We start from the raw sequence: 13922 nt of genomic DNA on the forward strand, positions 1-13922 counted from the left end.
ATATGGGCAATTTCTTCATATACACTTGGTCCTTTGAGGGACAAGGAATGTGCACCAAGTGCTTCTCCGTGATCTGAAGTATAGATAATCATCGCATCTGGTGCGACTTCCCTAACCTTGTTAATTACTCTTCCTAATTCATGGTCCGCAAAGCTATTACAGCCTAAGAATAGTTGAGGCTTAATTTTTAGCTTTGACTTATCTTCCTTAAGATTATCTCCAGCCCAAAGACGCTCTAACTCTGGCTTATCTTCAAGAGTATCAAAATAACTTGGAGTAATAGGAAGTTCATAGCCTTCATACATACTTGCATAAGGCTCTGGACATAAATATGGCTGATGAGGTTCATCCATACTTACTACTAAGAAGAAGTCTTTATCTTTATCTCTTTCAAGGAAATCAATTGCTCTATCAGCAATTCTATGTGCGAAAGTAAAGGATGCATCAATGCCCCCATTTTCTAATGATGCACTTTCTTTTCTTGATTTTCTTCTATCTTCTTCACTTAATTCTTCAAGATAACAGCGCATATCATACCAGTAATCTTTATCATAACCAGCTGGGCAAACACCATTACCAAAATAATCACCACCATCAAGGTGCCACTTACCTATATAAGCACTACTAATACCTTTTGGTTGTAAGTATTCCCCTATTGTCTTTACACCTGCCCAAAGAGGTACGCAGTTTGTAAAGCTACCGTTTGAATGAGGGAATCTTCCTGTAAATATTGCACTTCTTGCAGGTCCACATACAGGTTGACAAGAATATGCTTTATCATATCTGACACCTTCTGATGCAAGTTTATCGAGTTCAGGTGTCTTCATATCAGGATAGCCATAACATCCTACCATATCCCATCTAGTAGTATCTGTCATAAGAAAAACTATCTGTCTTTTAGGTTCCATTTCTACTCCTTATACACTCGTGTGTATATTTATTATCAAATCATATTATCTATCTGTCAATGAAAATATTTGTATAGAAATTTTAATAAGAAAAAAAGCCTCCAACAATAGGAGACTCAAGAAGGATACTTCATAACTTCAATTCGTTATTTCTTAAGATTCTTTACAGCAGCAAGATATTCTTCTACTGTAAGGTTTAAACTCATAGCGGCTTGTTCAACATTAATTAAGTGAATATTAACTAAGTGTTCTGATTGTTCTAACTTACCTATATTGATTCCTTTATCATATCCACTATTAAAGCTTTCTTCTTTCATCTGTTTTACAGCTGGCCACATCTTTATCTTGCCTCCTTCACTTTTAAATTTAGTATCTAAAGACGATGTTTTATTAAGTATCTTGAAGGTTAAATCCTCAAGTGAGTTAAACATCTCTTCTTGTTCCATATACTCTTCAAGCCTTTTCTTATTGTTTGAATACTTTAGACAATTTAATAATAATTCTAAATCAGTCTTCAGTAAACCTTTTGGAATTTCACTATCTTCTTTAACATCTAATAGTACATATGAGACGTCATCAATAAGATAGCCAAACTTGTCTAAGTATTCTTTCTCAAACATTGACTTTAACGTTACTGGACTTTTCCATTTATCTCCAGTTAAGTTAAGCACTATAATAATAACAGGTTTAAGAGGTTTAACCTTTTCTCTTAATTGATAGGTATATAGTAATGCCTTTGCTTTCATTGCTCTAACTACCATGGTTTCATCATGGTAGCCTTGAGACTCTAAACCAATCATTACATAGATATTTCTATCATCTTCTTTTAATGATAATTCCTTCAGGTTATCAATTAAAATCTCATAGGAGTTATCAGGGCCAAAGACCTCTGATCGTACGGGATCAAGCTCTTTGAAGTCACTTGGTTTTGTTACCTCTCTACCTTGGTAAAGAGTATAATTGACTAAGTCACTAAATCTATCGGGTTGGTCAAAATACTCTTTACATATTCTATCTTCTTCTCGTGCCATTAGGCCTCCTTTAGAAGTTAGAAGTACCTTCTATTAATAATAGAGAAAAAAGTTAAAATTTTTACAAATTGGGGTTTTGGATAGAATTAGAGGAGTTGTATTTAAGCCAATTATAATTTAAAAAGCAATAAACAATATTCTTACACTTAAGAAATAAGGGATATAATTTTATTGGGCAATAATAACAACTTGCAACATAAGAAACTCTATTCTAAAATCGATTTAGAGGAATTATGACAGATACTAACGAAAAGAAAACATTGGTCTATCAATCGGTTTTTGCAGATATAATAAGAAGGCAATACAGCCATCAATCCATAATAACGGAAAAGATGCTAATTGATAAATATAATCTAAGTAAATCACCTGTAAGAGAAGCATTAATACAGCTTTGCAGTGATGGAATTCTAGAAAGCTTACCCAGAATTGGCTATAGAATTATTCAACTAAGTATGAAAGATTTATCTGATGCATTAACACTAAGATTATTAATTGAAACGAAAGCACTTGAATACTCTTTCCCTAATATAAATGAAAACAAAATTAATACATTAAAAGTATTGCAGCAAGAAAAAGAAAGTATTGTTGATGTTAAGGATGTTTATGTACATTGGGAGCTTAATGTTAGGTTCCATATTACACTTGCATCATTTAGCAATAATAAATACTTTACCCAAACATTAATGTCACTAATGAAAACCTGTTTTCGTGGTGTTTATGGTTACTATGAAAACTTTTGGGAAGAAGGTGATAACAAAGGGAATATGCCTTACCATGAAATGCTTATAGAAGCATTAGAAAAAAGAGACCTGGAGGAAAGCATAAAAATACTTAAAACCGATATTTCAGATTTAAAATCGTATATATCACTTTCACTCCAGTCTATGGGTTCTATCTGAAATTATACCTCAGATAGAGCCTCTTTAATCCACATTAATCTTTCATATGGGATTTCTGTAGGAAGTGTGCAATCTGCACCAAAAATAAATTTTTCTTTACCAAAATCTTTTACAATTTGTTTTACAGTATTTTGAAGTTCTTCTTTACTTCCATCGACAATTACACCCTTTCTATTAGCAAGCCCACCCATAATAGTTTTACCAGGAAAAAGCTTTTTACCAGCAAATAAATCAAGGTTTGTATCTTCATAAATGCCCCAGTTAACAACATCAGCATAATCAGCATAGCTTCTATATCTATCCATGGCTAAGCCATCCTTACACATATGTAAGAAGCTATACATTCCATTATCTTTAATTGCTTTAAGCATTATTTTATCATAGCTAGCAATAGCTTCTTCAAACTCTTGATCAGTGAAATAACGCTTTTCAGCGCCTAAGGAAGCATAGTAAACACCATCAACTCCAAGTTTAGCCATTTCCTCAATTAAGATAATCATGGTATCTGTAATTATTTTTGCAGCTTCTGTATATGCTTTTTTATTTTCTCTAAAGCATTTGAGATGCTCCATTCTTACCTCTTCATATCCAATCTGTGGCTCAAATGGGTGAATCATTGAAGCTAAAGTACCATGTAGGGTTCCAAGGAAGAATGTTTCATCTGGAGATTGGTCGATGATTTTCTTTATTAAATCAAGCTGAGCCTGAATAAAAGCATCCTTCACTGTATGTTTTGGTAATTCACCCCAAGATGAAATACCATGGTATTTCTCAAACTGAGGGACTAAGTTTTCGTTCATTATTTTCATAATATCAACACCAGTATTTTTATAAAAATCTAAGTGTGATTTAACAGCAGCATCACCAAATGCAACCTCCTTTGGGAAATGAATTGAGAATGTCATTGGGACATGATCAACTCTTTTTCCTTCAATTGCATTTATTACACGTTCTTTGTTTGTCATATAAACTCCTCTTTAATTAAATAATCTTATCTATCCCTATTAATGCTAAAATTGCAGCTTTGATATCAGCTAACAATAAAGAAAGAAGAATACACTCATCACTTTGGTGTCCATGCCCCTTTCCAGCTTCAAATAGGTTTGGTGCATCTTTTAAACCAGGACCAAATCCAAGGGCAAATGGAAGCTTTCGACAATATGTTCCACCTCCCATTGTGTAAGGTTTAAAATCCTTTTTATGAATATGCTCAGCAATAGAACATAAAAGCTTTACAATATCGCTATCTAAAGCGGTATATGATGGAGAAGAACTGCTTTCAAGGTTATAGTACATACCATTCTTACTAGCAAATTCTTTAATCTTGTTATCAACACTATCGATAGAAACGGTAACTGGTGTTCTTGTATCAAAAGATAGATAAATAGTATTATTATCAAACCTTAAAATAGTTCCCATTGATGTGAGTTTTCCTGATGGTTCATCAGATATATCAATACCAAGTCCTTCACCATAACTCTTTGATACACACTGATAAAAAATAGAGAAAGTTTTATTTAATTCATCATCACCTGTGTCTAGCTTAGAAAGAGCATAAAATAGATTTTTAACTGCATTATCTGACTCTTCCGGGAAAGCTGCATGTCCAGCTTTTCCATAAGCTTTTATCACAGTATTTGAATCTATATATTCACACTCAATATTCTTTTCATCAATTCTATAACACCCCTTTAAGGTTGCTGTTGCATATGCTGGAACGGCATTAATCACTTCTCCAGCTTCCATATTTAAAACAGCTGATGAAACCTTTTTAGAAAGGGTAAATCTCATATTTCCTTTTTCACCATGGCAAACGGGGAAATCAGTATCAGGAACTATAGAAAAATATGGGACTTCATTACTTTTTTTGTAAGCCTCAATATCATCCATTCCTGTTTCTTCAGCAGCTCCATAGAAAAGCTCTACTGGATGGTTTAAAGAAATAGAGTGTTCTTTCAAATATCTAAGTGCATAGAGTGATGCAATAGCAGCTCCTTTGTTATCAGCAACTCCTCTTCCAATTACAAATCCATCTTTATATGTCAATTTATAAGGTGGATTAATCCAAGATGAGCCTTCAGGGACTACATCCAAATGGTTAAAAATTCCAATCTTTTTATTTTTTGTATTTCCATATTTTATAAGTAGATACTTATCCTCAGGATTTACGCAGTTAAAACCATAGGATGATGCAATCTCTTTTGCTTTAACTAAAACATCATGACAGCCCTTTCCATATTTAAATCCATCTTCATCTTCTTTTGAAACACTTTTAATCTCAATTAATGAAGCTAAATCCTTTAAATAGCTTTCTTTATTTTCTTCTATCCAAGAATCAATTAATGATTCTAAATTTTTATCAAATTCCATATCATCCTCATACCTTGTGGCAAGCACACATATGGCCACAACCAATATCTCTTAATTCTGGTTTTTCTTTTCTACATCTCTCATCCGCATAAGGACAGCGAGTATTAAAATAGCAACCCTTAGGTGGATTAATTGGAGAAGGCACATCGCCTTCTAGGACAGAGATTTCTCTTTTCCTTCCTACTTCTGCTATAGGAACAGCAGATAAAAGCGCCTTAGTATATGGATGAGCTGCATGGCTGTATAGTTCATCCTTTTCTGCAAGTTCTACGACTCTACCTAAATACATAACAGCGATTCTATCGCTGATATACTTAACTACAGATAAATCATGACTGATAAACATATAGGTTAAGTTTTTCTCTTTTTGTAAGGTATTTAAGAGATTTAATACTTGAGAACGAACAGAAACATCAAGAGCTGAAACAGGTTCATCACAAACTACAAATTCAGGATCAAGAATAATTGCTCTTGCAATAACTATTCTTTGTCTTTGACCTCCGGAGAATTCATGCGGATAACGATTTAATTGCTCTTCAGTTAAACCAACTTGCTTCATAATTTGAAAAACCTTTTCCATCCTCTCACTCTCATTTCCAATGTTAAAAACATCAAGGGGAGCTTTAATTAAATCTTTAACTGTCATACGAGGATTTAATGAAGCATAAGGATCCTGGAAGACAAGCTGTAAACGCTTACGCATCTGTCTCATATCTTCTTTTGATAGAGAAACTAAATCAGTTTTATCGTAAATTACTTTACCACTTGTAGGTTCCGTTAAACGTAAAATAGAGCGGCCTAATGTTGATTTACCACAACCTGATTCACCAACTATACCTAGAGTTTCACCTTTAAATATATCAAGAGATACATTATCAACTGCATGTACATAGCTTAGAGGCTTTCCAAAGAAACTTTTCTTTGAAATGAAGTTCTTTGTAAGATTTTCAATTTTTACAAGAGTCTTATCTTCCATTTGTTCGCTCCTCATATTTCCAGCACCTTACTTTATGTCCATTCAAATCAAAAAGGGATGGTTCTTTTTCAAAGCATTTCTTACAAGTCTCTGAGCATCTAGTAGAGAATCTACACCCCTTTGGCATATCTGTAAGGCTTGGTACGCTACCACTTATTGTAAAAAGCTCTTCATTTGGATTTGTTGATAGTTTTGGAATAGATTTTAATAACCCTGATGTATATGGGTGTAATGGACTTTCAAATAGACTCTTTGCATCAGCATATTCCATCTCTTTTCCAGCATACATAACCATTACATAATCAGCCATCTCAGCCACTACACCCATATCATGTGTAATCAATATTATTGAGGTATTATTCTCATTCTTTAAATTATTCATCAGCTTCAAAATCTGAGCTTGAATAGTAACATCCAATGCTGTAGTTGGTTCATCAGCAATTAAGAGTTCATTATTTCCTGCGGAGAGTGCCATTGCAATCATAACACGTTGTCTCATGCCACCTGAAAGCTGATGGGGATATTCCTTCATTCTCTTAGCAGGCTCAGGAATTCCAACATCTGTTAAGATGCTTAAAGCCTTTTTTTCAAGTTCCTTTTTATCAATATTTGGCGAGTGAACTTTAATGGCCTCTATAACTTGTTTTCCAATTGTCATTACAGGATTTAAACCTGTCATAGAATCTTGGAAAATCATAGAAATCTTATTCCCTCTGATTTTTCTAATACCATCTTCATCAAGCTTTAGAATATCGACACCATCAAATAGGATTTCACCTTCCTCAATAGTACCAGTAGTCTTAGGAATCAAGCGAAGAATAGAAAGAGAGGTAACACTTTTTCCACAGCCTGATTCACCTACTATACATAGACATTTACCCTTTTCAACAGAAAAAGATATTTTATCGACGGCAGTAACCTTACCTTTCTTTCCTGTAAATACAGTTTTAAGTCCTTTAACTTCTAATATTTCATTACTCATATCTTCGCCTCATTTCTAAGAGCCTGCCCAATATAGAGCAGGCAATTATTAAATAATAGTTCAGTCCTGAACCTTCCAGAGCCAAACACACTTGTTTGTATTAAGATCAACTGGGATAGTTGGAATATTTGATACTCTTGTTGTATGAGCAACAAGCTGGTTCTGAGAGTAAAGGTATACATATGGAACCTGCTCTTTAATAAGGAGCTGGTATTGATCCATAAGTTCATGTCTTTCAGCTGGGTTAGCTAACAGAGAACTCTTCATACCAATTTCGCCAAGAGTTGGATCTGTAAGCTGAGAGAAGTTGTTAAGGTAACCAACAGTTACGTTTGGAACACTCTCAGTTGGGTCGATAGAACCTTGGAAACCGATGAAACTAAAATCAAAATCTCCGTTTCTTGTGTTTGTTAGCAATGTTGGGAAGTCAAGAGTCTGTATTTCTACTTTCAAACCAATCTTCTGAAGATCCTGTTGGATAAGTACAGCTGAGTTCTGTCTGATTGTATTACCTGTTGAAACAAGCATCTTTAATGTCTTAGAAGTATCAAATCCTGAATTCTTGATAATCTGAGCAGCCTTCTCTGGGTTATACTCGATTGGGAGCATTGCTTGGTTGAAGTAAGGATGGTTCTCAACGAGTGGTCCAATAACTGGTCTACCTTCGCCAAGTAATAGAGACTGTACAAGAGTATCTCTGTTTACAGCAATATTAATTGCTTGTCTTACTTCCTGAGGAAGGTGCTGTGTATTAACAACCATTGTCTGGTAACCAAATGAAGGAAGAGACATAGTTTCGATATTCTTAGCACTCTTAGCCGCATCCCAGTCTGTGAGAGGAATTGAGCTATCAGCACTGGTTACATCAATTTCACCACTCATTAATCCAGCGAGAAGATTTGGAGCTGTAACTACACGATAAACGAGTCTATCGAAATCTGGTGCGCCAAGATAATAATCTTTGTTAGCCTTGAACTCTACTCTTTCACCAGCAATCTGGCTATCGAAGATACATGGACCATCACTAACAGGATTCTGCCAGAAGCTATCTGTTGCAAGCTTATCATCTGGAATATCCTTCAAAAGATGTGAAGGTATAATATAGAAGTCTCTATTGATTAATGCATATATGATTGTAGGATCCATTGGAGACTTTAAATTAAACTGTACTGTATGATCATCGACTGCAATAACTTCAATACTATTTGGAGCTAATTCCATACCTGAGTCATCTGTACCTTTGAAGTACTGCATTCTAATGCGTCTTGGATATGCAAATTCAGCAGATGAAGCAACCTGTGCAGAATAAACTACGTCCTCAGCTGTTACAGGTGTACCATCTGTCCACTTTGCATTTGGATTTAAGTGATATGTAATTACATCACTTGCTTCATTTGTTTCCCAGCTTGAAGCAAGACGTGGATCAAATGTTCCATCTGTCTTGATAACCATCAAACGCTCAAACATTAAATCAATAAGGTTATCTGATCCCTGGTTAGTTGTATTCATTGGCATGAATGTATCCCAGTTACCTGTTTGTGCGATTGTTACTACCTTCTCAGTCTTAGCTTGAGAAGTTGTCTTTGACTCTTGAGCTCCACCAGCAAATACTACTGATAAAGCAACAAAAGCAATAAGAAGAAGTGTAAATAATCTTTTCATTTTATCCTCCGTTATTTCTTTTTTATTGTCATTTTTGAATCAAGAGCATCACGTAAGCCATCGCCAATAAAGTTGATGCTACAAACTGTAAGAACTAATAAAATACCTGGTGGTATCCATAGCCATGGGCGATGTGATAGTACAACTATCGATTGAGCTGCATAGAGAATATTTCCCCAGCTAGCCATTGGTGGTTGAACACCCATACCCAAGAAGCTTAATGCTGATTCCTGGATAATTGCTTGCGCCATTCTGAATGTAAAGTTAATTAATACAGGTGTAAAAGCATTAGGTATAATATATGAAACTAATATTTTAAAATCCTTTGTACCAATTGCTTTAGCAGACTCTACATATTCTTTATTTCTTACTGTAAGTACATTACCATACATAAGCTTTGCAAAGTCGGTCCATCCTAAAACACCAATTACTAATGTAACGGTCCAAACAGAGGGACCAAATATAGCAACTAGTACTAGAATTAATATCATTGAAGGGAATGACATAAAGATATCAGCTAAACGCATGATGATTGTCTCCCAAATTCCGCCATAGTAACCAGCAATTAAGCCTAAAGGAATTCCTACAATCATACTGATAATTGCTGAAAGTAAACCGACTTGAAGAGATACTCTTCCTCCATACATCAAACGAGCAAAAACATCTCTACCTAAATCATCACAGCCAAAAAAATGTGCTTTACTAGGAGCTGCATTAAAAGCTGTAGGATCAGATGTGTATGGGTCCATATTAAAGATAATAGGAAGCAAAATTACGCAAATAAGCTCTATTATGATTACTATAAGGCCTACCATTGCAAGTTTATGAGATAAAAATCTCTTTACAACGTCCTTGTAATAGGAGTCTGCTTTAATATTTTTATTATTTTCCATAGTAGCTCCTATCTCTTTTCTCTAATTTTTGGATCTAAAAATCCATAAACAATATCAACAACAACATTACCAATCAAAACTGCTACAGCTATTACAACTGTGATACCCATAATTGCAGGATAGTCACGTGCATTAATTGACTGAACCATCAAGTTACCTAGTCCTGGCCATCCAAATACTTGTTCAGCAACTACAGCACCACCAAAGAGGAAAGGGATCATAGTGCTAAGTACAGTTACAACTGGAATAAGTGCATTTCTAAGTCCATGCTTTATGATAACAATTCTTTCTTTAAGACCTTTGGCTCTTGCAGTTCTAATGAAATCTTCTTGGAATACCTCAAGCATACTTCCACGAGTCTGTCTTAAAATTGAACCAATATTAAAAATAGCTAAGACAGCTGCTGGAAGAATTAAATGCTTCATTAAGGACAAAATACTTCTTGTTCCTGAGTCATACATTCCACCCATTGGAAGTATTCCTAATTTTACAGAAAAGACATAAATTAAGATTAATCCTGTAAAAAATGTTGGAGTTGATGCACCAACAAATGAAAGCCCACTAGAAATATAATCCCAAGCAGAATAAGGCTTATAAGCACTCATTATTCCAAGTGGAACTGCAATCAAGATAGCAATTACTGTACTTATTACAGTTAAAAGTAATGTCGGCCCTAATCTCTCTAGTACCATTTGTGATACTGGAAGATTAGTTCTATAGGATGTTCCAAGATTACCTCTTAACATATTACCAAGCCACCTAAAATACTGCACAACAATTGGGTCATCAAGTCCCATTTGATGCTCAAGAACCGCACGATCTGCCTCAGTTGCCATCGGGTCCGCAAGAAGTAGTTCAAGTGGAGATCCTGGAGCAAGGCATGAAATAATGAAGACAAGAATAGTTATCCCCAAAAAAGTTGGGATAGCAACTAGTAATCTCTTCAATACATATTTGCCCATTTTTTACCTCCAAAGGGAGAATCTGTTTGTCTTTTTCTGATATTATTACTGCAATATCACTGATATTATCACTCGGATTATTAGAGCCGTCAACAAAAAGTTTATAATTCTTTAAAATAGTTTAATTTGTTACTATAAAAGACAATCTTTATTTTTTAGCTTGACAAATATATGTTAAACTCAAATAATTATATCTGTCTTTTGTTCTGATTTATTTATGCAAGCATCATTATTATTGATAGGAGATGCTATAAATGAAGCCATTTGAACGCCTTTTAAAATATGTAACCTTTGATACAGAGTCTCAAACAAACTCTACTACTTTTCCTTCTACTTTAAAGCAACTTGAATTAGCTAAATATCTTGTTACAGAGATGAAAGAGATAGGAATTGATGATGCTTTCCTAGATGATAATGGATATGTATATGGAACAATTAATCCATCAACAGGTTTAGAAGAAAAGCCTGGTTTTGCTTTAATTGCTCACATGGATACCTCTCCAGATGTAACAGGGAAAAATGTTAAACCACATATAGTTCATTACAATGGTGGAGATATCATATTAAATGAAGAAAAAAATATAGTAACAAAACTATCAGATTTTCCAGATCTAGAAAAACATATTAACCAGCACATAATCGTAACTGATGGGAATACTTTATTAGGTGCTGATGATAAGGCTGGAATTGCTGAAATAATGACTATGGCTGAGACTCTTATTAATGATAAATCTAGAAAGCATCCATTAATTCAAATTGTATTTACACCAGACGAAGAGGTAGGACATGGTGTTGATAAAATTGATATGAATAAAATTAAAGTTAATAAAGGATATACAGTTGATGGAGGTTATATATCAATATTCCAATATGAAACATTTAATGGATCAACAGCTACTATAAAGATAAAGGGTAGAAGTGTTCATCCTGGATATTCAAAATGGAAGATGAAAAATGCATGCTTAATCGCTAATGAATTCAATTCATTACTTCCTCAACATGAGATACCTGCTACAACAGAAAACAGAGAAGGTTTCTACCACCTTATGTCTATTAATGCCAATGTTGAAGAGGCAACTCTTAAATATATACTTCGTGACCATGATTATAAAAAGCTTTTGCAAAGAGAAGAGATGATAAAAAAAGCAGCAACCTTTATATGTGATAAATATGGCCAAGATACTGTTAAGGTTGAGATTGAAGAAGGCTACAGAAACATGGGTGAAGAAGTAATTAAACACCCAGAGTTAATTGATTCGGCATTAGAGGCAATAAGATCTATTGGAATTGAACCTCAAATAGAAGCTGTTAGAGGTGGTACCGATGGATCTCGTTTATCATTTATGGGCCTTGCCTGCCCTAACCTTCCAACAGGTTGTCAAAATGGCCATAGTAGACATGAGTATATAAGTGTAGAGGATATGGATAAGTGTACTGAAATTCTACTTAAACTATCTTCAATAATGGCATGAGGAAAAAATGGACATATCAGATAAAACAGAGTATGTATACACAGCTATACTCAAAGACATTATTAGAAATGTTTACAACCAAAGTTCAATAATTACTGAAAAGAGTTTATTAAATAAATATCAGGTATCACGTTCTCCTGTTCGAGAGGCTCTATTAATGCTTTGCAATGAAGAAATATTGCAAAGCGTTCCTAGAGTTGGCTATAGGATAAAACCTATAAGCATAAAGGGTATTAAGGATGCTATTGCTCTTAGATTAATTATTGAACAAGCTGCTATGGAAATTTATTTTCCCAAGCTAACAGATAAAAATATAGATAAACTGGAAGAGTTATATAAAAAAGGAGAGGAGATAGAAAAGGAACAGGATGCTTTCATTCATTGGAATTTAAATAAAGAATTCCATCTTACATTAACAGCTATGAGTGGTAACTCATACTACACTAAGACATTAGAGAAAATAATGAAGCAATGCTTTAGGGGAGCTTCTCAATACTATGGAGAGTCATGGGAAAATAATCTCCATAGAGAAGACATGCGTTGGCATAGAAAATTAATAGATGCATTAAAAAATAAAGATAGTGTTGAAGCGAATAAAATATTATGTAACGACATCAACGACTATCTTTGTAGCTTTAATACATTTTGATGATATTAATTATTATCAAGCATTACGTCTAAGATTACTTTATCTGTATCACGCATTCCATTTGATGCTATTTCACCAATTCCAGATACCGTTTCCTCAACATTTTGCTTTACGATACCTTCGCCTGAATGGTAAACACGATTTCTCATAGCCATTTCATGAGCGATGTAAGCAGCATTTACTGCTACTGCTATTTTACCAGCACAGGAAGGTTTTGCACCATCGCAAATCATACCCGAGATAGTGGCAAGAGTATTAACAATTGTATCATCAATTTCTTTCTCGCTACCACCATCAAGCCATGTAATAGCAGCGCCTGAGCCACATGCAGCACATACAACGCCACAATAAGCAGAAAGTCGTCCGATGAGTGTTTTTTGATGGATTGCTAATAAATTCGAAAGTGCAAGTGCTCTAATTAATTTTTCTTCTCCAACATTTTTGCTATTAGCATATACAATTACTGGAACTGATACTGTAATACCTTGGTTACCACTTCCAGAATTAATGATAACCGGAAGAGAGCAACCACTCATTCTTGCATCGCTACCAGCGGCTGCAGTAGCAGCTGCTGCAGATGCAACATTTACAAAAGGATCAACAATAATAGTCTTTCCAACCTCTGCTCCCCATTGATTTGAGAGCCCCTCCTTACATATAGCAATATTGCATTCAATCTGGGGCTTTATTATTTCTTTAATCTTTTCTAGTTCTATATTCTCAGCAAAATCAATTATCCCTGATACTGTCATAGATGTGCGATCTGTTAAGTTATCATTGATATCATTTTCAGAGAAATCTTCCTTATAGATAACTTCTCCATTTTTTTCAATTCTTACGATATTAGTGTGTTGATGGACAACTTCAATAAGAGCACTTTCACTTCCATATGACATCTTAATGATAAAATGGAGCTTAGCATTAGTATCTAAAAGTGAAATCTTTACTTCATGAGTTTCAATATACTTCTTTATCTCTGAAATCTTAGACTCATCTATATTTTCAAGAACCTCAAGATTTTTAGATGCATCACCAAAGAGCATTCCAGCAACAACTGCAGTCTCTATACCCTTCATGCCACCACAATTTGGAACTACTACAGCTTTGACATTTTTAAT

The 13922-nt window shown here is 34.4% G+C and carries 13 protein-coding genes; 3 read left to right on the top strand and 10 right to left on the bottom strand.

Annotated elements, in window-relative coordinates:
- On the bottom strand, nt 1–908 hold a 908-nt coding region (locus SOY52_RS02775), incomplete at its 3' end, for a sulfatase-like hydrolase/transferase (RefSeq protein WP_320847461.1).
- A 146-nt stretch (nt 909–1054) separates the two neighbouring features.
- Nucleotides 1055–1939, bottom strand: a complete 885-nt coding sequence (locus SOY52_RS02780) for an Rpn family recombination-promoting nuclease/putative transposase (RefSeq protein WP_320847462.1) — start codon at nt 1937–1939, stop codon at nt 1055–1057.
- A 233-nt stretch (nt 1940–2172) separates the two neighbouring features.
- Here SOY52_RS02780 and SOY52_RS02785 point away from each other — a divergent pair, with 233 nt between their 5' ends.
- The gene (locus SOY52_RS02785; RefSeq protein ID WP_320847463.1) at nt 2173–2838 is read left to right on the top strand and encodes a GntR family transcriptional regulator; all 666 of its coding nucleotides are present in this window, start codon (nt 2173–2175) and stop codon (nt 2836–2838) included.
- Between the two features lie 2 nt (nt 2839–2840).
- Here the strand turns inward: SOY52_RS02785 and SOY52_RS02790 are convergent, their stop codons facing one another.
- The 7 genes from SOY52_RS02790 to SOY52_RS02820 are packed head-to-tail and all read right to left on the bottom strand — an operon-like array spanning nt 2841 to nt 10683.
- Entirely contained in the window at nt 2841–3803 is a 963-nt protein-coding gene (locus SOY52_RS02790; protein WP_320847464.1) for a uroporphyrinogen decarboxylase family protein, read from the bottom strand.
- A 16-nt stretch (nt 3804–3819) separates the two neighbouring features.
- Nucleotides 3820–5208, bottom strand: a complete 1389-nt coding sequence (locus SOY52_RS02795) for a Sapep family Mn(2+)-dependent dipeptidase (protein ID WP_276988548.1) — start codon at nt 5206–5208, stop codon at nt 3820–3822.
- A gap of 7 nt (nt 5209–5215) precedes the next feature.
- Nucleotides 5216–6184, bottom strand: a complete 969-nt coding sequence (locus SOY52_RS02800) for an ABC transporter ATP-binding protein (protein WP_206360937.1) — start codon at nt 6182–6184, stop codon at nt 5216–5218.
- On the bottom strand, nt 6174–7166 hold the full coding sequence (locus SOY52_RS02805; RefSeq protein WP_320847465.1) for an ABC transporter ATP-binding protein: 993 nt from the start codon (nt 7164–7166) through the stop codon (nt 6174–6176). The genes SOY52_RS02800 and SOY52_RS02805 overlap by 11 nt, the downstream gene beginning before the upstream one ends.
- Before the next feature lie 60 nt (nt 7167–7226).
- Nucleotides 7227–8828: a peptide ABC transporter substrate-binding protein gene (locus SOY52_RS02810; protein ID WP_320847466.1), complete on the bottom strand. Its 1602-nt coding sequence runs from the start codon at nt 8826–8828 to the stop codon at nt 7227–7229.
- A gap of 11 nt (nt 8829–8839) precedes the next feature.
- Nucleotides 8840–9721 (bottom strand): ABC transporter permease, encoded by an 882-nt coding sequence (locus SOY52_RS02815; protein ID WP_276988539.1) that lies wholly within the window; start codon nt 9719–9721, stop codon nt 8840–8842.
- Nucleotides 9722–9729: 8 nt separating this feature from the next.
- Nucleotides 9730–10683: an ABC transporter permease gene (locus tag SOY52_RS02820; protein WP_320847467.1), complete on the bottom strand. Its 954-nt coding sequence runs from the start codon at nt 10681–10683 to the stop codon at nt 9730–9732.
- A gap of 254 nt (nt 10684–10937) precedes the next feature.
- Here SOY52_RS02820 and pepT point away from each other — a divergent pair, with 254 nt between their 5' ends.
- Both pepT and SOY52_RS02830 read left to right on the top strand, forming a co-directional pair.
- A complete protein-coding gene (pepT, locus tag SOY52_RS02825; RefSeq protein WP_320847468.1) occupies nt 10938–12155 on the top strand; it encodes a peptidase T in 1218 nt (405 codons plus the stop codon).
- Between the two features lie 7 nt (nt 12156–12162).
- Nucleotides 12163–12804: a GntR family transcriptional regulator gene (locus SOY52_RS02830; protein WP_276998942.1), complete on the top strand. Its 642-nt coding sequence runs from the start codon at nt 12163–12165 to the stop codon at nt 12802–12804.
- A 5-nt stretch (nt 12805–12809) separates the two neighbouring features.
- Here SOY52_RS02830 and SOY52_RS02835 read toward each other — a convergent pair.
- Nucleotides 12810–13922: serine dehydratase subunit alpha family protein (locus SOY52_RS02835; protein ID WP_320847469.1), on the bottom strand; the 1113-nt coding region annotated here is incomplete at its 5' end.

It is taken from the genome of Bullifex sp., assembly GCF_034103065.1.
GTDB lineage: Bacteria > Spirochaetota > Spirochaetia > Sphaerochaetales > Sphaerochaetaceae > Bullifex.